The organism is Flavobacterium longum (genome assembly GCF_965137575.1).
Lineage (GTDB): Bacteria > Bacteroidota > Bacteroidia > Flavobacteriales > Flavobacteriaceae > Flavobacterium > Flavobacterium longum.
The window spans coordinates 364,137-390,574 of record NZ_CBCRZJ010000002.1 but is presented as its reverse complement, the minus strand read 5'-3'; the positions used below and the strand labels follow the sequence as shown (position 1 = coordinate 390,574).

The 26,438-nt window shown below is 49.4% G+C and carries 25 protein-coding genes; 9 read left to right on the top strand and 16 right to left on the bottom strand.

All coding sequences use genetic code 11. From position 1 onward, the window contains the following. Nucleotides 1-379 precede the first annotated feature (379 nt). On the top strand, nt 380-1,771 hold the full coding sequence (locus tag ACM9J1_RS04745; protein ID WP_415580799.1) for a T9SS type A sorting domain-containing protein: 1,392 nt from the start codon (nt 380-382) through the stop codon (nt 1,769-1,771). Nucleotides 1,772-1,823: 52 nt separating this feature from the next. Here ACM9J1_RS04745 and ACM9J1_RS04740 read toward each other — a convergent pair whose 3' ends face one another. The 3 genes from ACM9J1_RS04740 to ACM9J1_RS04730 all read right to left on the bottom strand — a co-directional run bounded on the left by ACM9J1_RS04740 (nt 1,824) and on the right by ACM9J1_RS04730 (nt 6,201). Continuing rightward, on the bottom strand, nt 1,824-2,150 hold the full coding sequence (locus ACM9J1_RS04740) for a 2Fe-2S iron-sulfur cluster-binding family protein (protein WP_415580798.1): 327 nt from the start codon (nt 2,148-2,150) through the stop codon (nt 1,824-1,826). 95 nt (nt 2,151-2,245) lie between these two features. Next, nucleotides 2,246-3,679, bottom strand: a complete 1,434-nt coding sequence (gene asnS / locus ACM9J1_RS04735) for an asparagine--tRNA ligase (protein WP_415580797.1) — start codon at nt 3,677-3,679, stop codon at nt 2,246-2,248. Nucleotides 3,680-3,807: 128 nt separating this feature from the next. Then, nucleotides 3,808-6,201 carry an efflux RND transporter permease subunit gene (locus tag ACM9J1_RS04730; RefSeq protein WP_415580795.1) on the bottom strand — a complete coding sequence of 798 codons (2,394 nt, stop codon included), beginning with the start codon at nt 6,199-6,201 and terminating at the stop codon, nt 3,808-3,810. Between the two features lie 167 nt (nt 6,202-6,368). Here ACM9J1_RS04730 and ACM9J1_RS04725 point away from each other — a divergent pair, with 167 nt between their 5' ends. From ACM9J1_RS04725 to ACM9J1_RS04715, 3 genes are read left to right on the top strand one after another with little or no spacing between them, the layout of a single operon-like run. Beyond that, the gene (locus ACM9J1_RS04725) at nt 6,369-8,621 is read left to right on the top strand and encodes a cation:proton antiporter (RefSeq protein WP_415580794.1); all 2,253 of its coding nucleotides are present in this window, start codon (nt 6,369-6,371) and stop codon (nt 8,619-8,621) included. Between the two features lie 12 nt (nt 8,622-8,633). Continuing rightward, nucleotides 8,634-8,885: a DUF7683 domain-containing protein gene (locus ACM9J1_RS04720; RefSeq protein ID WP_415580793.1), complete on the top strand. Its 252-nt coding sequence runs from the start codon at nt 8,634-8,636 to the stop codon at nt 8,883-8,885. Next, on the top strand, nt 8,885-9,214 hold the full coding sequence (locus tag ACM9J1_RS04715; RefSeq protein ID WP_415580792.1) for a DMT family transporter: 330 nt from the start codon (nt 8,885-8,887) through the stop codon (nt 9,212-9,214). The genes ACM9J1_RS04720 and ACM9J1_RS04715 overlap by 1 nt, the downstream gene beginning before the upstream one ends. Nucleotides 9,215-9,282: 68 nt before the next feature. Here ACM9J1_RS04715 and ACM9J1_RS04710 read toward each other — a convergent pair whose 3' ends face one another. The 4 genes from ACM9J1_RS04710 to pyrH all read right to left on the bottom strand — a co-directional run bounded on the left by ACM9J1_RS04710 (nt 9,283) and on the right by pyrH (nt 13,948). Next, nucleotides 9,283-10,014 carry a hypothetical protein gene (locus ACM9J1_RS04710; protein ID WP_415580791.1) on the bottom strand — a complete coding sequence of 244 codons (732 nt, stop codon included), beginning with the start codon at nt 10,012-10,014 and terminating at the stop codon, nt 9,283-9,285. Nucleotides 10,015-10,127: 113 nt separating this feature from the next. Next, the gene (locus ACM9J1_RS04705; RefSeq protein WP_415580790.1) at nt 10,128-12,380 is read right to left on the bottom strand and encodes a DUF5686 family protein; all 2,253 of its coding nucleotides are present in this window, start codon (nt 12,378-12,380) and stop codon (nt 10,128-10,130) included. Between the two features lie 54 nt (nt 12,381-12,434). Continuing rightward, complete coding sequence (gene frr / locus ACM9J1_RS04700) at nt 12,435-12,998, bottom strand: ribosome recycling factor (protein ID WP_415580789.1); 564 nt, start codon at nt 12,996-12,998, stop codon at nt 12,435-12,437. 242 nt (nt 12,999-13,240) lie between these two features. Further along, nucleotides 13,241-13,948, bottom strand: coding sequence for a UMP kinase (pyrH, locus tag ACM9J1_RS04695; RefSeq protein WP_415580788.1), 708 nt, complete (start codon nt 13,946-13,948; stop codon nt 13,241-13,243). 143 nt (nt 13,949-14,091) lie between these two features. Between pyrH and ACM9J1_RS04690 the strand changes: the two genes are divergently transcribed. Beyond that, complete coding sequence (locus ACM9J1_RS04690; protein ID WP_415580787.1) at nt 14,092-14,703, top strand: thioredoxin family protein; 612 nt, start codon at nt 14,092-14,094, stop codon at nt 14,701-14,703. On the opposite strand, the gene truB is transcribed toward ACM9J1_RS04690, so the two are convergent. The 5 genes from truB to ACM9J1_RS04665 all read right to left on the bottom strand — a co-directional run bounded on the left by truB (nt 14,700) and on the right by ACM9J1_RS04665 (nt 18,198). Then, nucleotides 14,700-15,407, bottom strand: a complete 708-nt coding sequence (gene truB, locus ACM9J1_RS04685) for a tRNA pseudouridine(55) synthase TruB (RefSeq protein WP_415580786.1) — start codon at nt 15,405-15,407, stop codon at nt 14,700-14,702. The two genes, ACM9J1_RS04690 and truB, sit on opposite strands and share 4 nt — an antisense overlap. Beyond that, nucleotides 15,404-16,141, bottom strand: coding sequence for a ceramidase domain-containing protein (locus tag ACM9J1_RS04680; protein ID WP_415580784.1), 738 nt, complete (start codon nt 16,139-16,141; stop codon nt 15,404-15,406). The genes truB and ACM9J1_RS04680 overlap by 4 nt, the downstream gene beginning before the upstream one ends. A gap of 26 nt (nt 16,142-16,167) precedes the next feature. Then, nucleotides 16,168-16,974: an undecaprenyl-diphosphate phosphatase gene (locus ACM9J1_RS04675; RefSeq protein ID WP_415580783.1), complete on the bottom strand. Its 807-nt coding sequence runs from the start codon at nt 16,972-16,974 to the stop codon at nt 16,168-16,170. Between the two features lies 1 nt (nt 16,975). Further along, complete coding sequence (locus ACM9J1_RS04670; protein WP_415580782.1) at nt 16,976-17,242, bottom strand: DUF3098 domain-containing protein; 267 nt, start codon at nt 17,240-17,242, stop codon at nt 16,976-16,978. Between the two features lie 80 nt (nt 17,243-17,322). Continuing rightward, nucleotides 17,323-18,198 (bottom strand): cell division protein FtsX, encoded by an 876-nt coding sequence (locus tag ACM9J1_RS04665; RefSeq protein WP_415580781.1) that lies wholly within the window; start codon nt 18,196-18,198, stop codon nt 17,323-17,325. Between the two features lie 445 nt (nt 18,199-18,643). Between ACM9J1_RS04665 and leuS the strand changes: the two genes are divergently transcribed. From leuS to ACM9J1_RS04650, 3 genes are all read left to right on the top strand, one after another. Beyond that, entirely contained in the window at nt 18,644-21,484 is a 2,841-nt protein-coding gene (gene leuS, locus ACM9J1_RS04660) for a leucine--tRNA ligase (RefSeq protein ID WP_415580780.1), read from the top strand. Then, complete coding sequence (locus ACM9J1_RS04655; RefSeq protein ID WP_415580999.1) at nt 21,484-21,960, top strand: PH domain-containing protein; 477 nt, start codon at nt 21,484-21,486, stop codon at nt 21,958-21,960. The genes leuS and ACM9J1_RS04655 overlap by 1 nt, the downstream gene beginning before the upstream one ends. Nucleotides 21,961-22,030: 70 nt before the next feature. Continuing rightward, the gene (locus ACM9J1_RS04650; protein ID WP_415580778.1) at nt 22,031-22,732 is read left to right on the top strand and encodes a zinc metallopeptidase; all 702 of its coding nucleotides are present in this window, start codon (nt 22,031-22,033) and stop codon (nt 22,730-22,732) included. 126 nt (nt 22,733-22,858) lie between these two features. Here the strand turns inward: ACM9J1_RS04650 and ACM9J1_RS04645 are convergent, their stop codons facing one another. From ACM9J1_RS04645 to ACM9J1_RS04630, 4 genes are all read right to left on the bottom strand, one after another. Then, complete coding sequence (locus tag ACM9J1_RS04645) at nt 22,859-23,329, bottom strand: Lrp/AsnC ligand binding domain-containing protein (protein ID WP_415580777.1); 471 nt, start codon at nt 23,327-23,329, stop codon at nt 22,859-22,861. Nucleotides 23,330-23,434: 105 nt separating this feature from the next. After that, a complete protein-coding gene (locus ACM9J1_RS04640; protein WP_415580776.1) occupies nt 23,435-24,802 on the bottom strand; it encodes a saccharopine dehydrogenase family protein in 1,368 nt (455 codons plus the stop codon). Next, nucleotides 24,802-25,128 (bottom strand): hypothetical protein, encoded by a 327-nt coding sequence (locus ACM9J1_RS04635; RefSeq protein ID WP_415580775.1) that lies wholly within the window; start codon nt 25,126-25,128, stop codon nt 24,802-24,804. The genes ACM9J1_RS04640 and ACM9J1_RS04635 overlap by 1 nt, the downstream gene beginning before the upstream one ends. 3 nt (nt 25,129-25,131) lie before the next feature. Next, nucleotides 25,132-25,887: a DUF3108 domain-containing protein gene (locus tag ACM9J1_RS04630; RefSeq protein WP_415580774.1), complete on the bottom strand. Its 756-nt coding sequence runs from the start codon at nt 25,885-25,887 to the stop codon at nt 25,132-25,134. Nucleotides 25,888-25,994: 107 nt separating this feature from the next. Between ACM9J1_RS04630 and ACM9J1_RS04625 the strand changes: the two genes are divergently transcribed. Beyond that, on the top strand, nt 25,995-26,381 hold the full coding sequence (locus tag ACM9J1_RS04625; protein ID WP_415580773.1) for a DUF423 domain-containing protein: 387 nt from the start codon (nt 25,995-25,997) through the stop codon (nt 26,379-26,381). Nucleotides 26,382-26,438: the final 57 nt, after the last annotated feature.

Below are 26,438 nucleotides of genomic sequence, written 5' to 3'. Positions count from 1 at the left end.
TGGCAATTTCACCGCTAAAAAATGCCATTTCACCTCATTTTTTTTGCTTGGGCGCGGCACGTGGATAAGTTTGTTCAGCATTAGCCGTATTCCGATAAGCCCTGGAATAGGCGCCCTACTCGCTGGGTTTCATGTTTGGCTTATCGGAAAAACGGTGTTTTTTTGGAAAGCTTCAAGAACAGCAATGTTCCTCCTGATACAGAAAAACTGGTGCGTAAGCATTGGTTAGTTTAGTTGTTGTTTATTTATGGGAAGAGAGAAAGCAATTTCTCTCTTTTTTTTCGCCTTCAATTTTCACCTACACAATGAATGTTTTTACCTCATTTGCTTGGCATTCAAATCATGTTAGACTACATTCGCATCCTGTAAAAAAATGAAAATGAAATCTACTATCAAAATTTTGGGCTTCCTGCTGATGGCATCCGGCCTTTCTTACGGGCAGGCCGGCCGTCAGGTTTTTGGCCAGCCACTTGAAAAAATCAACCCGCACAACGGCTTGGTACGTTGCGTGTCTGCTGAATATGAGCAAGCCATGCAGGCCAACAACCCGGATCGCGCCTCGCGTGAAGCTTTCGAAGAATGGATTGCGCCAAAAGTGGCTGAAGTGAAAGCGCAATTGTTGTCTGGGCGAAATGTCAACGCGGTGATTACGATTCCGGTCGTAGTACACGTTATCCACAACGGCGATGCGGTGGGCGCGAATGAAAATATTTCCAACGCACGCGTACTGTCGCAAATCACGGTACTCAATCAGGATTTCCGCAGAATGCTGGACACGCCAGGATACAACGAAAGTGAAGTGGGCGCAGACGTCGAAATAGAATTCTGCTTGGCGCAGAAAAAACCGGACGGAACGGCAACCAATGGCATTGACCGTGTGAACTTAGGGATGGCTTCCTGGGCCACAGAATCGCAGGTTGAAGGCACTTTGAAGCCGCAAACCATTTGGGATCCGACCCAGTATTTCAATATTTGGGTAGCAAACTTCAGCTCCAGCGCCAGTGCCGAGTTGAACGGCATCCTGGGTTACGCACAGTTCCCAAGCACTTCCGGTTTGGGCGGCTTGGCGTCAAACATGGGCGGCGCGACTACCGATGGCGTCATTATCGATTACCGTTGTTTCGGAACGTCAGACATCGCGCCATCATCGAATTACTTCGCAGATTATGACAAAGGCCGCACAGCCACACATGAAATTGGGCATTGCCTTGGCTTGATCCACATCTGGGGCGACAATTCATCGTGCAACGTCAACGGAACCGACAGCAACAAAGACTATTGCCCGGATACGCCCGCGGCGTCAACAGAAAACTACGATTGCTTTGACGTTTATGATTCCTGCCCATCGCAGACCGGCACGGACATGGTTGAAAATTACATGGATTACACCAACGATACGTGCATGAACATTTTTACGCTGAACCAAAAAGCACGCATGATTGCCGTGATGAACAACTCGATCCGCCGGGCGTCGCTCAAAACTTCCGATGCTTGTAGCGCGCCATTGGCCGTTCCGGGAACAGGGTTGTTTGAAGGTGTGAAATTGTATCCGAACCCAGCCAAAGACTTCATCGCAATTTCTATGGGCGACAGCAACGACTTGCCTGATTCGTTTGAATTGTACAACACATTGGGGCAACTCGTCCATTCGAAAGCCGTTTCGTCTGGCGCAGACCTGACGGTAAACACGTCGGGCTTGAGCAACGGCATCTATTTCATCAAATTGGCCAAGGCCGGCGCATTCAAGACGATGCAGTTTGTGAAGCAATAATTCATGAAAAAGGAATACGAAGAAGCGGGATTTTGTCCCGCTTTTTTTATGGTCAGGCTTCGGGCGCGAGTTCAACTTCCAGCCCGTCGAGTTCGGGTGAAATATGGATTTGACAACCCAAACGGCTGTTGGCTTTTACGTTGAAGGCTTCTGAAAGCATCGCTTCCTCGTCGTCGTTTTTGGGCGGCAACGCCACGTCGTTCAAGACATAACACTGGCAGGACGCACACATCGCCATGCCGCCGCAGATGCCAATGGTGCCTTCCGGCGCGAGTTCATAGGCGCGCACCAACTCCATGATGTTCATGTTCATGTCCGTAGGCGCTTCCACCTCGTGGGTTTGGCCTTCGCGGTCGGTAATTTTGATCTTGATGTCCATGTTAAAAGTATTGTCGCAAATGTAAGGTTTGATGCTGCCGGGTTCAGTAGCTTTTGTCACACACCAAAAAAATCCGGCGCAAAGACCGGACTCTATTAAAATTCTGCGTTCTGCGGCGTCCGTGGGAACGGAATCACATCGCGGATGTTGGTCATTCCCGTCACGAACAACACCAGTCGTTCAAAACCAAGCCCGAACCCAGAGTGTACGGCAGTCCCGAAACGGCGCGTATCGAGATACCACCACAATTCTTCCTCGTCGATGCCAAGCACTTTCATTTTTTCCACGAGTACGTCGTAACGCTCTTCACGCTGCGATCCGCCTACAATTTCACCAATGCCTGGGAACAAAATGTCCATGGCACGAACGGTTTTTCCGTCTTCGTTCAAACGCATGTAAAACGCCTTGATGTTGGCCGGATAATCGTACAAAATGACCGGGCATTTAAAGTGTTTCTCCACCAAGAATCGTTCGTGCTCAGATTGCAAATCGGCACCCCAGGCGTCAATCGGGAACTGGAATTTCTTCTTCTTATTCGGTGTCGAATCGCGCAGGATGTCGATGGCCTCCGTATAGGAAACACGCTTGAAGTTGTTTTCCAGGACGAACTTCAGTTTTTCGAGCAACGTCATGTCGCTGCGCTGGTCTTGCGGCTTCTGTTTTTCTTCGTCGGCCAAACGCTGGTCGAGGAATTTCAAATCGTCCTGGCAACGTTCCATCGTATACTTGATGACGTATTGGATGAAATCTTCGGCCAAATCCATGTTGTCGTCCAAGTCGTTGAACGCGACTTCCGGTTCGATCATCCAGAATTCCGCCAAGTGACGCGCCGTGTTTGAATTCTCGGCACGGAACGTTGGCCCGAAAGTATAGATCTGGCCCAAAGCCATCGCGAAAGTCTCGCCTTCCAACTGTCCTGAAACCGTCAGGTTGGTATGTTTTCCGAAGAAATCTTCTTTGTAGTTGATGTAGCCGTTCTCGTCCTTCGGCAGGTTGTTCAAATCGAGCGCCGTCACCTGGAACATTTCGCCCGCGCCTTCCGCATCGGCACCGGTAATGATCGGCGTGTTTACATAGACGAAACCTTTGTCCTGAAAATATTTGTGCACGGCATAAGCCAATACCGAACGCACCCGCATGATGGCACCGAATGCGTTGGTACGCACCCGCAAATGCGCATTGGCACGCAGGAATTCAAGCGAATGTCTTTTGGGCTGCATCGGGAATTTCTCGGCATCCGAATCGCCGAGGATTTCAAGTGATTTCACTTGGATTTCCCACTTCTGGCCCGCGCCCTGGCTTTCCACCAAATCGCCCATGACCGAAATGGCCGCACCGGTTGTAATGCGTTTCAAGGTGTCTTCTGGCGTGTTGGCGAAATCAACCACACACTGGATGTTGTTGATCGTGGAGCCGTCGTTGAGCGCCACAAATTGACTGTTGCGGAACGTACGCACCCAGCCTTTGGCCACGACGCCTGTTTTCGCGCCGTCGCTGCTGAGCAGTTCTTTTATTTTGGTATGTTTCATTTTATGTTGAATGTCGAATGTCAAATGTCCAACGTCGAACGAAGCTAGGCCTTAATCCGCCAATTTCCAAATTACCGGATCCTACGCCGCTTCCAGACGGCCAATCATTATTAATTATTCATTATCAATTATTCATTGTCAACGTCGTCCACGATAATCTCGTCGTCAATCAATTCTTCCTTGCTCAATTGTTTTTTCTCGAACGTAAGCACCAGCGACGGCAATACGATCAAGTTCGCGAACATCGCAAAAAGCAACGTACAGGAAATCAACCCGCCGAGTGCGATCGTACCGGAAAAACTCGAGAGCGTGAACACGGCAAAACCAAGGATCAAAACTACGGACGTGTAAAACGCGCTGATGCCGGTTTCCCGCAACGCACTCACTACCGAACGGCGTACTTTCCCGTTGTTCAAAATCAAATCGTGACGGTATTTGGCCATGAACTGGATGGCGTTGTCCACCGAAATCCCGAAGGCAATACTAAACACCAGAATGGTCGATGGCTTGAGCGGAATGCCCAGATAACCCATCAACCCGGATGTGATGCACAACGGTAAAATATTCGTAATGACCGCCACCAAAATCATCTTTAGGTTGCGGAACATGTACAGCATCAGGCCGGCAATCATCAAGATCGCGAAAATGATCGACTCGATCAGGTTGTCTACAAGATACGACGTGCCTTTTTGGAACACGAGCGCTTTTCCGGTGAGCGTCACTTCGTAGCGGTCTTTCGGGAAAATCTGCGCGATGCGTTTCTCGAGCCGTTTCTCGATCAAGGCCATCTTATCGGTGCCGATGTCTTTCATGAACGTGGTCATGCGGGCGTAATGCGACGTAGAATCCACGTAGCTTTTCATCAGGTTGTCGCCTTTGCCCTTGCCTTTGAACATGCTTTTGGCGTACGACAAGACGAAGGCTTGCTCCTGGCTGCTCGGCAATTGGTAATATTCCGGATTGCCGTTGTAGAACGATTGGTTCAGGTATTTGGCGAAATTCACCACAGACATCGGGCTTGACAGTTCCGGGATGCTATCGATGGTTTGCTGCAATTCGTCCATCTTCTCGAGCGTCTTCGGGCTGACGACTTTGCCTTTTTTCTGGTGGATCATGACTTCCAGCGGCATGACGCCGTTGAATTCTTCCTCGAAAAACAAAATGTCCTTGAAGAACGACGCCGACTTGGGCATTTCCCCGATCAAGCTGCCGGACACTTTCATCTGCGTCACACCGACAACCGAGAACACCAGCATCAATGCATAAATCGTGTAGACGGTTTTGCGGCGGTTGCGCACGGTATATTCCACCCAATCCAGCAGCGACGAAATGTAATTCTTGCTCAAATGGTACAGGTGTTTCGCCTTTGGCATCGGCATGAAACTGTACACGATCGGCACGATCAAAAGCGTCAGGATGTACACCGACATGACGTTGATGGACGTCACCAAACCGAACTCAAAAAGCAGTTCGTTGCCCGTAATCATGAAGGTCGCAAAACCCATGGCCGTGGTCATGTTGGTCATAAACGTTGACACGCCAATCTTGGAAATGACGCGCTGCAAGGCTTTCGCTTGGTTCTGGTGGTTCTTGATTTCCTGTTGGTATTTGTTGATCAGGAAAATACAGTTACAAATGCCGATGACGATGATCAGCGGCGGAATGATTCCGGTCAAGATCGTGATGCGGTATTCAAAGAAACCGAGCGTCCCGAAAGACCAAATCACGCCTACGATGAGAATACAGATTGAGATGAATGTGGCGCGGTAAGACCGGAAAAAGAAGAAGAAAATCAGTGATACGGTAAGCAATGCGGCCCCGATGAACAACCCGATTTCGCCTTTCATATCTTCGGCGTTAATCGTCCTGATGTACGGCATGCCCGACACGCGCAGGTCAATCCCGGTTTGCTTTTCGAATTTCTCGACGCGCGGCACGATTTCTTCCAAGACGAACGTTTTGCGTGCTTCGGTATTGACGATTTTCTTGTTCAGGTAAATCGCCGAACGCAAACTGCCCGATTCCTTGTTGAACAACAATCCCTGATAAAATGGAAGTTTATGGAAGAGTTCGTCGCGCACTTGTTTGAGATACGCCGGATCGAGTGTTTTGCCCTGATCCACGAGCGGTACCATGTTGAATTTCTGGTTGACCGTGTCTTTTTCGATCTTCTTCAAATCGTTGAGCGACACGACCAAATCAACGCCTTGCGCTTTTTTCAAGCCTTGCATCAGCTCATTCCAGGCCGCGTAAGCTTCGGGTGTAAAGAGTTTGTCGTCTTTCACGCCGATGACCACGAGGTTGCCTTCTTCGCCGAATTTCGACAGGAAATCCTGGTATTGGCGGTTGGCGATGTGCTTTTGCGGCAATAGGTTGGCCTCGTTGTAGGTCATGCCCAGGTTTTTGCATTGCCATCCTAGGAAAACCGTCAACAAGACGATTCCCGCCAAAATGAAAATCCTGTTCCTGAGGATAAGCCTGGCCACGCCTTCCCAAAATCCGACCCTGAATCTCTTGCCCATAAGCTATAAAATGCGTGCAAAGGTAAGGAAAACAATGCTGAATTTAAAAGCCTCGCAAGCACTTTTGTCGAATAAAAACAGTGGTTTATGAAATTTCCGGCGGCCAGAAAACTAAACCGATTATTTATATCTTTGGCTTGGCTTTTTGGGCCGGAACAAACGCTACTATGAGAAACGTCAAGAATTCGATTTTTTACATTTTCGTGACCGGAGGTTTCTCGCTGGTGATTTACTGGATCATCACCAAAGGCAAGTCGCTTCAGGCAGGCCGCGATGTAGAGATTGTTTCCGAAAAGCCGCAGCTTACGCAGTTCATCCAAAACATGCAGGAAAACCTGCAGCATCCGCTGGCGTTGTTGCTCGCGCAAATCATCACGATCATTCTGGTGGCGCGTATCTTCGGATGGTTTTTCCGTAAGATCGGGCAGCCAACGGTCATCGGCGAAATGATTGCCGGCATCGTCCTCGGGCCGTCGTTGCTCGGGTTGTACTTTCCTGAATATTCTTCGATTCTTTTCCCCATTGCATCACTCGGCAATCTGCAGTTCCTAAGCCAGATCGGGCTGATATTGTTCATGTTCGTCATTGGGATGGAACTCGACCTGAAAGCCCTGAAAAATAAGGCCAACGATGCCGTCGTCATCAGCCATGCCAGCATCGTCATTCCGTTTACGCTGGGCGTCGGGTTGGCGTATGTCATCTACACGCAATTCGCCCCGATGAAAGTTGAATTCCTGTCGTTTGCGCTGTTCCTCGGGATTGCCATGAGCATCACGGCGTTTCCCGTTTTGGCGCGCATCGTCCAGGAACGCGGCATCCACAAGACCAAGCTCGGTACGATTGTCATCACATGCGCAGCCGCCGACGATATTACGGCATGGTGCATTTTGGCCGCGGTCATCGCCATTGTGAAAGCCGGTTCGTTCGTGAGTTCGGTGTATGTGATCGCGATGTCGATCTTGTATGTCTTGCTGATGCTGAAAGTGGTGAAGCCCTTCTTGAAACGCATCGGCGATTTGAAATATTCCCGCCAGAGCCTGAGCAAACCGGTAGTCGCGATTTTCCTATTGACGCTCATCATTTCGGCTTACGCCACGGAAGTCATCGGCATCCATGCGTTGTTCGGTGCATTTATGGCTGGCGCCATCATGCCGGAAAACACGAAATTCCGTAACATCATCATCGAGAAAGTCGAAGACGTGTCGGTCATTTTACTCCTGCCGTTGTTCTTTGTTTTCACGGGTTTGCGTACGCAGATCAACGCCATCGACGATCCGTATCTTTGGAAGATTACCGGCATGATCATCGTGGTGGCCGTGGCCGGAAAATTCCTCGGCAGTGCGCTCGCGGCAAGGTTTGTTGGGCAGAATTGGCGCGACAGTTTAACCATTGGCGCGCTCATGAATACACGCGGCTTGATGGAACTCGTCGTGCTCAACATCGGTTATGACCTCGGCGTTTTATCGACGGAAGTCTTTACGATGATGGTCATCATGGCGCTCGTCACGACCTTTATGACCGGGCCGGCGCTCGACTTGATCAACTGGATCTTCAAGACCAAGGACGTTTACATCCCCGACGAAATCCGGGCCGATGACAAATACAAAATACTGATTTCCTTCGGGAATTCAGACCGCGGGCGCACGCTGCTCAAATTGGCCAACAGCCTGATCCGGCGTGAGAAAAACGAATCGGTCGTGACGGCCATGCACCTCACGCTGAGCAACGAATTGCACACGTTTAACCTCGAAGAACAGGAACGCAATACCTTCGCGCCAGTTCTGGCCGAATCTGAGAGCCTGGACCAGCCGGTGATTCCGCTGTTCAAAGTATCCAGCGATATTGACAACGACATCGTGGACATCGCCAACCAGGGCGAATACAATTTGTTGTTGGTCGGTTTGGGCCAATCGATTTTTGAAGGCACGCTGCTCGGCCGATTGCTCGGTTACACGACGCGCATCGTCAACCCCGACCGGCTCATCGACAAGTTCATCGGAAAGGAAGGCTTGTTCGAGAATTCGCCTTTTGACGAACGTACGCGCCAAATCATCGCGAAATCCAAAATGCCAGTCGGAATCCTCGTGGACAAAGACTTGGAATCGCTTAAAAATGTGTTCATCCCGATTTTTTCATCGGAAGATATTTTCCTGATCGAATACGCCGAAAAACTCGCCGACAACAACCAATCACAGGTCACTTTCGTGGATCCGAACGGCGCGATACAAAACTCGCCGCAGATTGCCGCGCGGATCAACGACGTACACGGTCACCGCATCATGGAAGGCCGCACGATGAAAAAAGAATTTCTATCGAATCAGGATATTATGGTCGTAAGCCTCGACAGTTGGAAGAAACTGGTCGATTCGCAAAGCATCTGGCTGAGCAACATTCCGTCGGTGCTGATCATCCGTCCTTAAAAACACTCGCCCATGAACGTTGAAAGATTCATCGCGGTCTATGACAAAGACAACGACTCGCTGCTGGAAGACATCAAGATCGATTTGGCGACGGATGTCCTGATTGACTTGCTCAACATCGACAAGAGCGACGACCCGGATGCGTACAAAGTCTATCACCTGACCGAAGCGCAATTCGGCAACTTCAAATCCATGATTCCGGCGTTGGAAGATGTGGTTTTTGACCAAGTCGAAATTTACCTCGAATGTTTTAGTATTGAATAATGGAATGGTTGCTGCTCATCGTCGCCGGATTGTTTGAAGTGGGTTTTGCTTCCTGTCTGGGTAAGGCGCGCGAAACTTCCGGAAACACTTCTTTGTATTGGATGATCGGGTTTTTCGCCTGCCTTTCCATCAGCATGTATTTGTTGTACAAGGCGACGCAAACGCTTCCCATCGGTACGGCCTACGCCGTCTGGACCGGGATTGGTGCGGTGGGAACCGTGTTGGTCGGGATTTTTGTGTTTAAGGAACCGGCTACGTTTTGGCGCATCTTCTTTTTGACGACACTGATTGCTTCGATCATCGGGCTGAAGTTCGTATCGTCGCACTAACGCCGTACATGACTAAATAAAAAGGCGGTCTTCACGGACCGCCTTTGTTATATCGAAAACATCGTGGATTAATAATACGTGTACTGCATTGTGGCATTGTACGTGCCGTCGCCTACAAAGATGGCCGTCGAATTTACCGTCAGCGGATAGTTGTTTGCGTTATACGTCATCGTATTGGTCATGTAAGCCACGTCGCCGGTTGTTTCCTGAATGGTCGAAATATTCTGATTGCGCCCAAAGAACTCGTGGTCACCGTGTGCGACATGGGCAATCTTATCATAGCCGGTGACATTGCGGAACGGGCTGTTTTTTCCGTCGTAGGTGTATTCATATACTTCGCCGGTCGTCCGGGCAATTTGCTTTAATTCGTTATTTTCAAAAGTATAGGTGCTCAAGCCGCTGCTTCCGGAACAAGTCACCGTGCCGTTGGCGTTGTATGTAAAGGTCTCGCTTTCGGTAAATGGACCTTCCTCAACGAGATAGGTAAGCAGGCGGCCGCTGCCGTCGTAGGTGAAAGTTTCGGTGTACGTCACCTCGCCGTCTTCAATGAGTTCAATCTTGGTAATCAGATTGCCATCATAGGTGTAGATTTCCTCAGCGCCGTAATCGTAAACGCCCTTAACGAGTTTGTTGCCGTTGTACGTATAGTTAACGGTTTCCGAATACTCATCCGTGATTGAGGTATAAACGATCTTCTTCACCAGGGCGCCGTCTGAGCCGCCGTCTGAAGAATCTGAATCTGAAGAACACGAAGTAAGCGAAATGGCTATGAAGCCAAGACAGAAGATGATTTTTTTCATTGATTTAACTGTGCTAATGGTTTTTGAAGGCGGAAAGATATACAAATTTTCTTACGCACAGACGAAAACGATCCGGCGGCCGCAACTATTGCGAATTTCTGTGATATGCCGGATCAATCGGTCATCCCGATGTTGAAGATGAAACTCACCTTCAGCGAAATGTTGTCCTGGAATTTCGGCAACCCGTTCGGGCCGTATCGGTAAAACCCGGACAAGCCCAACCCTTTGAAGATTTGGTTGCATTCTACGCCCGACTCGAAGTAACCTTCGTGCAACGTCTTGAACGGAATGCCTACGTGCTGTTCGCGTTTCTCCATGTCGCCCCAAGCCATACGCGTGACCAACACCATCGACGGACGGATTTTCCTGGTCCAGGTCATGCGTTTCAGCGTATGTTTTACTTGCAACATGGCATACTCGCTCGAGAAGAATTCGTTGAAATACATCGTCTCGAAACTGTTCTTGCCCGCGATGGTGATGCGCTTGAATACGTTGTCTTTGGTGATGTTGTTCGGCGAGGTGTTGTACAAATGCGTCAGCGGCGCGTCGCCGAAAGCGAAACCGCCTTCAATCAGGACGGCTGTTTTTTGCCCGTCGAAATGCTTCTTTTCATAATCGGCGCGAAGGTCGAATTTGCCGAAACTGAAGTCGTTCCCAAGGAAATCGGGTAGCGTGTGCGTGTATTGGAACGTAAATTTCGGGAAGCGTTTCTCGACCTCGATCCGGCCGACGGGCGTTTGCATGTAGTCCGAAAACGGATTCCATTGCAATGAAACCTGCGCCGTGGCCAAGTGGTAATTGCTGTAGCCGCGGTCGCCGACCAAGAATGTGTAGTCAAACTTCGGGTCGATGTATTGCTGGGTAATCTGCCAGATGCTTTCGGTTTTCGGGATGATTTTCGTCTCGATGTAAATGCGTTGCGACGTGTAACCGTAAAACGTACTCACGTTGATCGGCCGCGGATCATAGAGCTTGAACACGCGCTTGTCTATGGCGAAAGACGTACTCGCAATCTCTCGGACGTCGTCGGTATAACTGAAACCTACCCACGTATTCGAGAACTTCCCGATGCGCGCCGCGCCGCCCACGCTGTACTTGAACGCGCCGTCTTTTGTGCCCATGGCGCCGTAGCCGTCAATGCGGTACACTTCCGAAAAACGGTCGTTGGTGATGCCGCCGAGCCCAATGCGGAAACCTTCGTAATTGTTGTAGCTCAATAGGTAGCGCAAATCCAGGTCTATTGGCCCGAACGGCACGTAACCGTTGATAATCTTGCGGCCCAATCGCAACTTCTTGTCAATTTTTTCCTTGGCGACGATGCTGTCGAGTGTTTCGTACGTGGGCTTTTCACGGCGGTCTATGGTGTCGGCTTTGTAAGGCGCAAAGAACTTGTCGTCTTTCTTGATGGCGTCGTCCTTGACCTCGATGGCTACCCAGCGTTTACGGATTTTCACGGGTTCATTCCACTCAAAATCAGAATAGTCCGATTCAGACAACAGGTACGTGACGTCCGAAACCTGGCGCCGTTTTTTACTGTTGGTACCAATCGGGTCAAACTGGATGACCGCGCCCGGAATCTTGATGTCTTCGTCGTTGTTGCCCTTGGTGATCTTGAATCTGCGGCCGGCCGGAACCCAGATATTCTCTTCTTTCAAGAACGTAAAACGGTGCGAACCGCTCACGTTGATTACCCCGCGCACGCGCATGTCGGCCTTGGCGATGGCGAAAGTCTCGGCGTCGATCCAGAGCGTGCCCTGTAAACCGCCTTTCTGTGACTTGGTTTTGTGCATAAAGGTCACCTCATAGACTTTGCGCCCTTGCATCCGGAGCGAATCCACCAACCGGTATTGGTAGTCTGAAAATGCCTTGCGGGCAATCGGGCTTTGGTATTGCGTACCGAGCAACTCGTAGCTTTCGCCGTACATCGAGAAAGACTGCAGATTGAACCCGAGCACTTCGTAAATCGGTTCACGGAAACCCGACATCTTGGTGCCAATCACCGTTTCCTTGCGATACGTCCCGTCAAATTGGACGTTGGAGACTTTCTCGGTCTCAAACAAATGCTGGCGCTTGACGAACTGCTTGAATTTGTACTGCGTGGAATCGACCTTTTCATACGGTTCGCCGAAGCCGAATTTCCGTCGCGTCACTTTTTCCAACTGGCCGCGCACCGAATCGGGGTTGGCCGTCACGAGCAACTTCGTGTAACTCTTGAACGAAAACGTCATGAGTTTCTTCTCCAGGTCGTTGGCTTCGCGGCGGTCGGTCGCATTCTGGATGATGCGGTGTACGCGGCCACTGCCCGAGCCGTCCTGCGCGTGCAAGACAACCGATAACAATAAAAATATGGCCAGGTAAAATCGCATCTTAAAAAAAAATCCGCCCGGCGTCCGGACGGATCTGAATCTATAACGTAAAATTTATACTTTCATGATTTCGGCTTCCTTCACCGCGAGCAATTCATCCACTTTCTTGGTGAAACTGTTGGTGAGCTGCTGCACGTCTTCTTCCGCACTTTTGCAAACGTCTTCAGAAAGACCGTTTTTCTCGAGCTTCTTGATTTCGGTGTTCGCGTCCTTGCGGCAGTTGCGGATGCTCACTTTCGCATCCTCGGCGTGCATCTTCGCTTGTTTGGCCAAGTCGCGGCGGCGCTCCTCGGTGAGCGGCGGCACGTTGATGATGATGCTTTCGCCGTTATTCATCGGGTTAAACCCAATGTTGGCTATCATGATGGCTTTCTCAATCGGGTGCAACATGTTCTTTTCCCACGGCGTTACAGTAATCGTACGCGCATCGGGTGTGGCAAGGTTAGACACTTGCGAGAGCGGCGTCTGCGACCCGTAATAGTCCACGAAAACGCTGCCCAACATGGCAGGCGACGCTTTCCCGGCGCGGATGTTCACGAATTCTTTTTCGAGGTGCGTGATGGCGTGTTGCATCGCTTCCTCGGTACTTTCCATGATAAAATCGAGTTCTTCTTCCATTGGTTGATAGTGGCTAGTTTTTAGTGGCTAGACAAATCTAAGTAATTATTTTTGGTGGCTGGTCGTTGGTGGCCGGACAAACCATTCATTCATTTTTTAGGGCGTTGCCTTCGGCCGCGCTTGCCGCTGTATCTTTTGCTCGTTGCCTCGCAAAAGGATGCCGCTTTAATCGCTAACGCATGGCTGATAAACGGGCATTCGGCGAGCAATACTTATTGCATTTCTTCGTTCGACATTTGACGTTAAACGTCAACGACCGTCCCGATATTTTCCCCTTTGCAAATCTTCAGCAAATTGCCCCGTTTGTTCATGTCGAACACCACGATCGGCAAGGCATTTTCCTGGCTGAGCGTGAAGGCCGTCGTATCCATGACATTCAATCCCTTGCGAATAACATCCTCGAACGAGATTGCGTCGTACTTCACGGCATCGGCATTTTTCTCCGGATCCGACGTGTAAACGCCATCCACGCGCGTCCCTTTCAAAATCACATCGGCGTGTACTTCCACACCGCGCAATACCGCAGCCGTATCGGTCGTAAAATAAGGGTTTCCGGTTCCAGCGCCAAAAATCACGATGCGGCCTTTTTCCAGGTGGCGCACCGCGCGGCGCTTGATATAAGGTTCGGCGATGGCCTCAATTTTCAAAGCTGTCTGCAAACGCGTCTGCATGCCGGCATCTTCGAGCGCGCCTTGCAACGCCATACCGTTGATGACCGTGGCAAGCATGCCCATGTAATCGCCTTGTACGCGGTCCATGCCATTGGCGGCACCGGCCACGCCACGGAAAATATTTCCGCCGCCGATCACGATGGCAATCTCGACGCCTTGGTCGTGAATCTCCTTGATGTCTGCGGCATATTCGGCCAGACGCGCCGGATCTATACCGTACTGGCGTTCGCCCATGAGCGCCTCGCCACTTAATTTCAGGAGAATTCTTTTATATTTCATGACAAATTACAATTTGGTTGTGCAAATATAACCATAATCTGCTTCGGCAAAAGTGGTTTCCAAAAAATGTTAAGTGTGACAAACGGCACTTTATTTTGCTTTTTTAATGTCGTACCTTTGATTGTCGAAAATCATAAAACGCCATGAAAATCGCCGTCGCAGAAAGCCTGCTCAAAAGCGTATCTTACACCAAATACCGCAACACCGTCACGAGCCTGTTGGCGCAAGGAAAAGTTTCCGGTGACACGCAATCTGACGAACTGGTACATTACACCCAGCTCAACGAAGCGCGCATGAACCGGCTCGACAAGAAAATGGTCATCAACGAAGACCGCATCCAAAAACTGCTGGCGCTCAAGAAAAAATACATTTGGCTGGTCATTTCGGAAGGTTGGTGTGGCGATGCGGCGCAATTGCTCCCAATCTTCAACAAACTCGCCACGATTACGCCGAATGTCGAGATGAAAATTGTCTTCCGCGATGAAAATCCGGCGCTGATGAACCTGTTCCTGACCAACGGTTCCAAATCAATCCCGAAACTCATCGTCCTGGATGCCGAAACCAAAAATGTCCTTGGCCACTGGGGACCGAGACCGAAAGCCGCCGCGGAACTCGTGCGAAGCTACAAAAGCCAGTACGGCAAAATCGACGAAACCATAAAAACCGAATTGCAACTTTGGTATTTGCACGACAAAGGCGCTAGCACGCAGGAAGAACTGGTCATGCTCATGCGCGAGTTGGATCAGAAATGCTAGGGATTTGCAGCGAGTTGGGCTTCAAACCCCGCCGGTGTCACGCAGTTTTCCACGTGATAATCCCCGATTTTAGTTCGGCGCAGCGCGGTTAAATGTGCGCCAGACTGCAACGCTTTCCCGAAATCATGCGCGATGGAACGGATGTACGTGCCTTTGCTGCACGCAATCCTGAAATCGATTTCCGGCCACGCCACGCGGGTAATCTCAAACTCGTAAATGGTTGTCTTGCGCGAGGCGATCTCGACTTCTTCGCCGGCGCGCGCGTGTTCGTACAAACGCTTTCCGTCCTTTTTGATGGCGGAGAAAATCGGTGGTTTCTGGTCAATCTCGCCCAAAAACTGTTGGACGGTCTTGTCAATCAATGCGCTGTCGATGTGCGCAATCGGGAACGTTTGATCAACCTCGGTTTCGAGATCGTATGACGGCGTGGTTGCCCCGATGAAAAACGTCCCGGTGTATTCCTTGGCCTGCGCCTGGATTTCGGTGATGGACTTGGTCATTTTCCCGGTGCACACGATGAGCAATCCGGTGGCCAGCGGATCGAGCGTGCCCGCATGCCCGATCTTAATTTTCTTGATGCCCAATTTAGATTTGAGCAGCCATTTGAGTTTGTTGACGGCTTGGAACGACGTCCAATGCAATGGCTTGTCAATCAAAAGGACTTGCCCGGCAAGAAAATCTTCGGCTGATGGCGTAGTATTCATGGTCTTTCAGGGTTGAATTTTCGGCCCACAAATTTGTAGAAAAAAAACGGAGCCGCGGCCGCCGCCAAGTGTTTTAAAGCATGGCCGCCCATCCATTCCCGCGAAACGACATAAATATAAGCGTCGTAACCTTCCAGGAATTTTGCCATCGTGTAGCAAACCACCATCAGCCAGAAATATTTCTTGTATCTGATTTCCTTCTTGGACAGAAAAAGGACGATTAAAATCAGGAAAATCGGCAGGAACTGGATGAGCGCGTACATTCGCAGGTCATCGGTCAAAACCCAAGTCGCGATGGATGACAACCCGAGCAGCAGCAGCGGATACAGGAGTTTTTTGCCCGCATCGGCATCGATAAATTCCCCGATGACAATTGATAGGAACGCCATGAATGATACGGTCATTGGCAGGCGATCCCAGATTAAAGTGGCATCGGTCGGGTGCCAATGGTAATACCCCGAACCGAAGCCGGTGCAACAAATCCCGACGAAGAACCAAATGTAGCTTGCTTTCAGGCTATAGTCGATCGCTCGTAATCTTGTCATTCCTAAAATACCAATGATCGCAAATGGCAGATTTGAAATGACGTTCCAGAAGTTCGGGACAGAAGCCCAACTATGGGCATCGGCAAAACGATGGTAGGCTTGGTCTTGCGCAATGGGCGGCATGAAAAAACAAGCGGCGATGGCAGCCGTCGAAATGACGTATAACGCAATCAGCTGGTTTTTGGTCATGATGTAAAGAATGCAGCCCGAATCGGCTACGAATTGTAAGTGAAATAAACCAATAGGATGATGCCAGCGAAAATACGGTAATAACCCCACGGCTTGAAGCCGTATTTCTTGATCAGCCCAATGAACAACTTGATGGCGATGAGCGCCACGATGAACGCGATCACGTTGCCGATGAGGAACAGTTTGAGGTTGTCGCCTTGCAACAGCATTTCGTAGCCTTTCATCCCGACGCTTTTATAGGTCTTGACGAATACCGAGTAGGTGGTCACGGCCAGCATCGTAGGAACGGCGAGGAAGAACGAAAATTCGGCGGCGGTTTCGCGCGTCAAGCCTTGTTGCATGCCGCCAATGATGGATGCGGCGGAACGGCTTGTGCCCGGCATCATGGCCAGACATTGCCAGAATCCAATCGTGACGGCTTTTTTGGGTGTGATGTCTTCTTCCCGGTGAATCGTCGGGTTCTTGAAATATTCCTCGATGAACAGCAGCACGATGCCGCCGATGATGAGTACAATGGCGATGGGAATGGGTTTGCCCAAAACATCGTCGATCATATCGTCGAAAATCTTGCCCAACACCAACGCAGGAACAATGGCCAAAGCGAGTTTGACGTAGAAGTTGATGCGTTTAAAATCGAAAAACTTTTTCCAGTACAATACGATTACGGCCAAGATTGCCCCGAACTGGATCGACACCTGGAACATCTTGACGAATTCCTGGTCCTGAATGCCGAAATACGAACTGGTGAATACCATGTGCGCCGTGGATGATACCGGTAGATACTCGGTCAATCCTTCGACGATGGCGATGATGATGGCGTGAAGGGTTTCCAAATTACTTCTTTGGATTCTTCAAAATCGACCAAATCGTCACGCCGAATCCAATCAAAACGACCGTTGGCGCCAAACGGATGCGTCGGAAACTGAAGATGTCATCGTTCCAGACTTTCGGATCGTCGCTGCCACCGCCGGCCATCAGGATGAAACCCAAGGCAATAACCCCGATGCCGATCAGGAGCAATTTGTAGTTGACACTTTCAAAAAGGAATTGCCCTTCTGGAATTTCATTCCTTGTCTCCGGTGTGATGTCTTTCTTAGCCATAATATTGATCTTTGGTCGTTAGTCTTTAATCGTTGGTCTCTGGTGTTTTCCATCGACCGCCGACCACAAACCATCGACTATTAATACAAATCGTCCGTTCTTAAATTCAGGAACCGCTGCGTCGCGATGAATGTGCTGAGCCACGTAATCAAAATACCGACGACGATGACACCCAAAAGCACCGCTCCGGTCAACAGTTGGTCGTGTAAAATATCGAGCTCAGGGAAATTATTCTGTACATAAAGCAGCACGCCCATGAGCGCCAAAACCGCCAGTACGGCGCCAATCACACCCAGCCTGATGCTGCGCCAGATAAAAGGTTTGCGGATGAATGACTTGGTCGCGCCAACCATTTGCATCGTCTTGATGATGAAGCGGTTGGAGTGTATCGACAATTTCATGGAACTGTTGATTAATAGGACCGCGACGAGCGCCAAAAACCCGCTGATGATTAACGTATACATCGAAATCGTTTCGATTTTTTCATTGACTTTCGTGACGAGTTGCTTGTCATAAGAAATGTCTGAAACGGCTTCGTTGACCCGGATGCGCTGTTCGATTTTGGCGATGCTGTCGTTGTCGACGTAGTTTGCTTTGAGATAAATATCGTACGAATCCTGCAACGGGTTCATGCCCAAGAATTCCATGAAATCTTCCCCAATGTCTTTTGAATGTTTCGCGGCCGCATCTTCAGCCGAAACAAAGTCAAAACGCTTCGCGAACCGCGCGGTTTTCATTTCGCGCCCGAAAGCCGTGAGTGTGGAATCTGGCGTTTGGTGCTTGAAGAACACCGTCATGGCAATCTCTTCCTTGAAATTGTCAGACAAACGCTTGGAATTGATCACGAACAACCCCAACAGACCCAACAGGAAAAGCACCAAAAAGATACTCAACACCACCGAAAAATAAGAGGAAATCAACCTGCGTTTCTGGAACCTGTCGAACTTTGAAATCATAAGGGCTGGAAAATTATGCCGTAAAAATACTAGAACTCTTTCAAACTTTCTTCAATTGGCCGGAAAATGTTCCTTTTTTTCATTTTGATGAAATTTTCCCTTTCGTTGGATTTCGTTTGCTATTTTAAGCCACAAAAAACCATCGGAAAATTTTTATTTTTCAGCCAATTAAGAACCGCCATCAAAGTATCTTAAAACAATTTTCAACCGTCGCTTTATAACGCCGAAAGTTTTCTGTTTGGTACAATAACGTTAAATTTGTAGGCAATTTTGAATTTTCGGAGCAGGACAGCACGTGTGTTTGTCGTGTTCCGTCCCGCTGTACGCTCTATCTTTTCCGGGTTCTCGATACACGGCTTCCAGCCGCACTCGAACCCGCAAAAGGATGCCGCTTCCATCGGGGCTATTTTTCCAGATCCGTCTTTTTAACAACCTTCCAAAGGAAATGAAATACAATCCGCAAGACATCGAAGCCAAATGGCAAAAATACTGGGCCGAAAACCAGACCTTCGCCGCCGACAACCATTCAGACAAGCCCAAATATTACGTGCTTGACATGTTCCCGTACCCGTCGGGCGCCGGTTTGCATGTTGGGCATCCACTGGGTTACATCGCTTCAGACATCTATGCCCGTTTCAAACGCCACAAAGGCTTCAACGTCCTGCACCCGATGGGTTACGACAGCTTCGGTTTGCCGGCGGAACAATACGCCATCCAGACCGGCCAACACCCGGAGAAAACCACGCGCGAAAACATTGGCCGTTACCGCGAACAGCTCGACAAAATCGGGTTTTCGTTTGACTGGCAGCGCGAAGTCCGGACCTCAAATCCAGACTATTATAAATGGACACAATGGATTTTCATCCAGCTGTTCAATTCCTGGTACAACAAGACCACCGACAAGGCCGAGAGCATTTGCACGCTCATCATGAAGTTCGAGGAAAACGGTTCCGCCGGTGTCAAAGCCGTGTGCGACGACAACGCCACGACATTTACCGCGGCTGAATGGAACGTCATGTCGAAAGCCGAACAAGAAAAAATCCTGCTCCAATACCGCTTGACGTATCTGGCCGAAACAGAAGTGAACTGGTGTCCGGCGCTGGGCACGGTACTGGCCAACGACGAAATTGTCAATGGCGTATCCGAGCGCGGCGGTTATCCGGTCGTCCGTAAGAAAATGACGCAATGGAGCATGCGCATTTCCGCCTACGCAGAACGCTTGTTGCAAGGATTAGACAGCATCGACTGGACCGATTCGCTCAAGGAAAGCCAGCGCAATTGGATCGGGAAATCCGTGGGTGCGCTCGTAAAATTCCAGGTCACAGGTTACCTGGGCGACACGATTGCCGACCCGGAAGACCCGATCATCGAAGTATTCACCACACGCCCAGACACTATTTTTGGCGTGAGCTTTTTGACGCTGGCACCCGAACATCCGCTGGTGCAGCAAATTACGACCGATGAACAGCGCGACGCAGTGAACGCTTATATCGACGCCACGGCCAAACGATCTGAGCGCGACCGCATGGCCGATGTAAAGACCATTTCTGGCGTGTTTACCGGCGCGTATGCCGCACATCCACTGAGTGGTTTGCCCGTACCGATCTGGATTGGCGATTACGTACTGGCCGGCTACGGAACCGGTGCGGTCATGGCCGTTCCTGCCGGCGACCAGCGCGATTACGATTTCGCGAAACATTTCCACTTGCCCATCGAGAATATTTTCGACGGCATCGACATTTCCGAAAAAGCCAACGACAGCAAAGACAACGTCAAGCTCAAGAATTCTGATTTCCTGAACGGCCTGGATTATAAATCGGCCACCAAAAAAGTCATCGAAGCGCTCGAAGAAGTCAAAATGGGCACCGGCAAAACCAACTACCGCCTGCGTGATGCGGTATTTTCCCGCCAGCGTTATTGGGGCGAACCGTTCCCGGTGTATTACAAAGACGGCATGCCGCAGATGATTGACGTGCAACATTTGCCGATCCGTTTGCCGGAAGTCGAGAAATATTTGCCTACCGAAGACGGTGCGCCGCCACTGGGCAATGCGCCCGTTTGGGCTTGGGACACAGTGAACAACGAAGTCGTTTCAAATGACAAGATTGACAACCTCGATGTGTTCCCGCTCGAACTGAACACCATGCCGGGCTGGGCCGGAAGTTCGTGGTATTGGCTACGCTACATGGATGCACAAAATGAAGATAAATTCGTGTCGCCAGAAGCCGAGCAATACTGGCAGAACGTGGATTTGTACATCGGCGGCAGCGAACACGCCACCGGGCATTTGCTGTACAGCCGTTTCTGGAACAAATTCCTCTATGACCGCGGGTTGGTGCATTTTGAGGAACCGTTCAAGAAGTTGATCAACCAAGGGATGATTTTGGGGACGAGTGCCATTGCCTATCGGATTTCAGGAACCAATCAATATGTCTCAAAAAATCTCAAAAAGGATTATCAGGTCGAGGATATTCGAGTCGATGTAAATCTGGTTAACGCATCTGACGAAGTCGATATCGACAAATTGCGTGACTGGATTCCGGAGTTTAAGAATGCCGAATTCATCCTTGAAAATGGGCGCTACTTTGTTGGTCGCGAAGTCGAAAAGATGTCCAAGCGCTGGTACAACGTCGTCAACCCAGACGACATCTGCAACGAATACGGCGCCGACACGCTGCGGCTGTATGAAATGTTCCTTGGGCCGCTCGAGCAATACAAACCTTGGAATACGGCGGGCATTACCGGAGTTTTCGGCTTCCTGAAAAAACTGTGGCGTCTGTATTTTGACGACAACGGCTTGATCGTAACTTCAAATCCGGCCAGCAAAGACGCGCTGAAATCGCTTCACAAAACCATCAAGAAAGTCCAGGAAGACATCGAAGGGTTTTCGTTCAATACGTCGGTATCGCAATTTATGATTTGCGTGAATGAGTTGTCGGCTATGAACTGCCATGAGCGCGCTGTCTTGGAACCGCTGGCGGTCATTATTTCGCCCTATGCGCCGCACATCGCCGAAGAATTGTGGCACCGTTTGGGGCATGAAGGCAGTGTCTCGAACATTCCGTTCCCGAAATTCAACCCGGAATTTTTGGTGGAAAGCAGTAAGGAATATCCGGTCTCGCTCAACGGGAAAACCAAATTTTTCATCGAGTTGCCGCTGGATTTGACCAAAGAGCAAATCGAGGAAATCATCCTGAAAGACGACCGTACCACGCAAATGCTCGACGGCAACGCGCCTAAGAAAGTGATTGTTGTGCCGGGCAAAATCATCAACCTCGTACCGTGATGGAATTTGGCGCGCCAAAAAGCATTTGGATCAAAGTCATCATGCTCATTTTGGGCTTGGTTCTTTTTTTCTTGAATGCGCCTATGTTGTTTGCCATGGAAAATGCAGATGGTTTAATATTTCCGGCTGCAATCCTGTTGCTGGTTTTCGGCGTCTCGTATTATTTCAGCATCAAGAAATATGAGGTGTTACCGGGGCAGATTGTCGTACACCGGCCATTCGATAAGGTGGTGATTCGCGCCGATGGCTTGGTTGCTACACGGGTCGAGAAGAAAGACATCCGCTTTTCCATCAGGACATTCGGTATCGGCGGCATCTTTTCTTTTACCGGAACGTTCTGGAACAGAAAATTCGGTGCCATGACCTGGTACGTTACTGACATGGCGCGAGCGGTGCTGTTGACCGATCCGCGCACTAATAAAACAATTATCTCTCCCGACGATCCCGAAAAATTCATCGCAACCTTTAACGCCTGACATTTTAGCAGTAAATTTTCTTTGGTTTTATAATTGAGATGGGGCGCGCAAATCTAAAACACAAGAAATCATGTTGATGTATTATATTTTATTGGGCGGTATTGCACTGGTCAGTTTTCTGGTCAGCGCACGACTGAAGAGTAAATTTGAACACTATTCACACCTGCACTTGCAGAACGGAATGAGCGGTGCCGAAATCGCCGAAAAAATGCTGCAAGACCATGGCATTTATGACGTAAAAGTCATCTCAACGCCGGGCATGCTCACCGACCACTACAACCCAACCAACAAAACCGTAAACCTGAGCGAAGGTGTTTACAACCAGCGCAATGCCGCCGCTGCAGCGGTAGCCGCACACGAATGCGGGCACGCCGTACAACATGCCACGGCCTACAACATGTTGCAGTTACGGTCGCAATTGGTGCCGATTGTAAACGTGGCGTCTGGAATGTCGCAATGGCTGATTTTGGGCGGCTTGATTTTGGCTGCGGCGATGCATTCTCCGTGGGGATTTTACGTTGCGGTGATTGGTTTGGTCATGATGGCAACGGCCACTTTATTTAGTTTTATCACGCTTCCGGTGGAATACGATGCCAGCAACCGTGCACTGGCTTGGCTTGAGAATAAGCGAATGCTTACGCGAGAAGAACACGATGGCGCAAAAGACGCCTTAAAATGGGCGGCGAGGACGTATGTCGTGGCGGCTATCGGCGCTTTGGCTAACTTAATTTATTGGGCGTTTCAGGTATTTGGGGCGCGACGGGACGATTAAAAGAAAAATCCGCTAAATGGCGGATTTCTTTTTTTGGCGCAAACCCCAAAGGTTTTGAAAACCTTTGGGGTTTACAAAAATACCACAGCGGCCTTACCGCCAATTACAGTTTTTTCGTAAAAATTCTTAAAGCTGTATCTGCCGCTCAATCTGTTGGTCGAGCGAAATGAAAGTCTCGGTTCGTGAAACGCCTTCAATAGTCTGGATTTTGGTGTTGAGCAACTGCATCAGGTGTTCGTTGTCACGGCAAATGATCTTGATCAGGATAGACCAATTCCCCGTGGTATAATGACATTCCAACACTTCTGGGATTTTGCGTAAACCCTTCACCGCTTCAGAATTGCGCGCGGCTTTATCCAGATAAATCCCGACGAACGCCATCGTGCTGTAACCCAAAACCTTATTGCTGACGGTAAATTTCGAACCGGAAATCACGCCGGCTTGTTCCAGTTTTCGCAGCCGTTGGTGGATGGCCGCGCCCGAAATCCCGATTTTGTTGGCGATTTGCAGAATGGGTTTTCTGGCATCGTTCATCAAATCGCGCAGGATTTCCTTGTCGATGCCGTCAATTTCAATTTGAAGGGAATTGATTTTCATTTCTTGAAGATTTAAACCGAAAATACGATTTTAATTTGAAATGAAAACAAAAACCACGAATTCACGAATTTTCAAAAGAACAAGTCGCAAATTCGTGCCTAAAGATTAACTATGTTTAATCGGGTTGTAACCGAAATACGGCACTTCCTTTTCTTGGAACACAACGCCATATCCTTCCAATTCTCTCAGGATCGGCTCATACACTTCCTTCTTCATCGGAAGTTGTACACCTGGCGTGGTAATGTTTCCGTTGAGGATTTGCAAAGTCGCCATCGCAACCGGAAGGCCGACGGTTTTGGCCATGGCCGTATAGGTTTGGTCGTCGCCGATGCAGACCATTTTGGAATCGATTTGCTTTTGCTGCCCGTTGACCTCAAACCCGAATTTGTGGTACATGACAATCATGTCTTTGTCCTCGGGTGCGAGCGTCCATTTGTCGGCGAGAATTTTCTCCAGGATTTGTGCTGGCGTGGCATTTTTAAGCCCGACGATTTTGTTCGGATTGAAAATATCCAGTTCGAGCAATTTGTCCCACATCACATCGTCTTGATCAATACCCAGTTGCAGGCGCAGCTTGATTTCGACGGAATCTGTCGGGTGGTATGGCAGGAACAAATTGGTGAATTCACGGTAGCTCATCGTTTGAGAATCGTCAACGATATAAGAATCATCGGTCATGCCCAATTGCACGAACATGTTCCAGGCTTTCGAAAACCCAACGCGTCGAATGGTACCGCGGAACAATGTCAGTGCATCATCCAGCCCGTAAACGCTCTTGTATTTCAAGGAATCGCGGTTGGCGTAGGCTTCAAAACGGCCATAACCTTCTACATCAAGAAATTCCGTTCTTCTGAAAAGTCTGTGGTACGGAATGTATTTATAAGTGCCTTCTTGCAGGAACTTTGCAGCGCCACCAGAACCGGCTAAAACCACGTTGCGCGGCGCCCAAGTAAACTTGTAATTCCAGAGGTTATTGTCGGATTCCGGTGCCACCAATCCGCCGCAGAATGATTCAAACAAAATCATCTTTCCGCCTTGCGCCCGTACTTCGTCGATGACTTTCATGGCGCTCATGTGGTCGATGCCCGGGTCGAGCCCGATTTCGTTCATGAATACCAATCCGTTTTCTTTGGCGGCAGTGTCGAGTTCGGCCATGGCTTCGCTGATGTAAGAGGCCGTAACCATGTGTTTTTTATAGGTGATGCAATCCTTGGCGACTTCGATGTGCAAATGCGCGGGCAACATCGAAATCACGATGTTAGCCTTTTGGATTTCGGCCTTCCGCTGGGTTTCGTTAAAGATGTCCAGCGCGATGGCGGTCGCATTTTTGTGGCCGGCGGTTTTCTTGGCCGCCAATTCTACCGACAAATCTGCGATGACCAGATGCAGGTTTTCAGCATCGGATTTCTCCAACAAATACTTGATGAGCGATGAAGCCGAGCGTCCGGCACCGATGATCAGGATGTGTCTCATTATTCCAGTCCTTCTAATTCTTCGAGTTCCTTGGCGGTTTCTTTTTCAGACTGCACTTTTTTCTGTTCGAATTGCTGATCAACTTCCACTTCGTCTGAAATCAGGAAATGCTTGCCGATGACCACAACAAATAACAATGCCGAAATAACCAGCAAAAGCCTCGATGCATGCCATTGTTTTCCTTCAGATTTACGGAACGCCAAAAAAGCGAATACGGCCGTTGGGACAATGGGTACAATCGCCAACGTATCAAGTGGCAAAATCGTGAAAACGATGCTCAACAGGGCGAAGAATACCGCGATGCCGATGAAGATTTTCCTACGCATGATTTATATGCCCGTGGCGGTTTTAAGTGTCATTTGACCCGTGCCCACCGGAATGCTGAACTTGATCAGTGCAGGGACGCGGGCAGCATCGGCGGTAAGCCAGATGAGGTTTTTGTCTTTTCCTTTGAGCGCGTCGGTCTTGGCCGAAATGGACACCTTGTAGCAATCCTTCGTTCCCAAGTTTCCTGCGGCAACACTTTCTTTGCCCATGTACTTCACCACGACCGGCACTTCTTTTTCATCGAATACAATGGTGAACGAGGTGGTTTGTCCAACCTTTTGTGAGGCGAAATTCACAGTCCGCAGTTTATAGAGAATCGAAACCACGTCCTGGGTAGTCGGGCCTACCGTGAAAGTTTTTTTGGTTTCCGGACGTTTGCGTTTTTGTACGGTGCTGTTAACCGTACGACCGCCGTTGGAGAACACGTATTTTTCTTTCTTGGTGTAGCCACCTTCCGAAATGTCGCGCTTGTACATCGAAGGCTTCAACGTCTGCGGATTTACATATGATTCGTATAAATCGCGGATCTTGAAAAACGAATCCCATTTGCTGAAGGTCATGGCTTCGCAACTCAGGTGTAAATAGCTGTTTTTGGCTGTTTTCACGGTGCTGGTTTCCAGTTTAACCTGCGCCAACTGCGTCATCAGACCGCTCATGTTGTACGATGCGGTGTACGTCAGTTTCTCGCCCGACTTTACCTGCGAAAAGCTTGTGATCACGGTAAACAAGCAACTAAAAGAGAGTAGTAATTTCTTCATTTCTAGCAAAAATGTGGTGCAAATGTACTATTATTTTAAACGAGAAAAAACGGCGTTTCTCATTAATTGTTGCCCATTAAGCGGTAATTTTGCGGCAAACAATTACTATGGATCGGAAAATACTGGCCTCGGCCGCGTTCTTTGGCGCATCGGCGGTAATCCTGGGCGCATTCGGCGCGCACAAACTCAAGGAACTGCTCAGTCCTGAAATGCTGACATCGTTTGAAACCGGCGTACGCTACCAGATGTATCACGCATTCCTATTGCTTTTTGTAGGAATGTATGGCGGGATTTCCGCAAAGGCCAAACAGGCGGTGTACTGGTTGGTCACGTTGGGTATCTTGTTTTTTTCATTGTCGATTTACCTGTTGTCAACCAGCGCCATTAGCGGCATCAACTTTAAACCCATCGGGTTTGTCACGCCCATTGGCGGACTGTTGCTGATAGTAGGTTGGTTTTGGCTCTTCGTCGATTTTATGCGGAAAAAAGCATAATTTTCAATGTTACGAAAACGTTTTCACAAATTAATTTTTACTTTTGCTGTCTCAAAT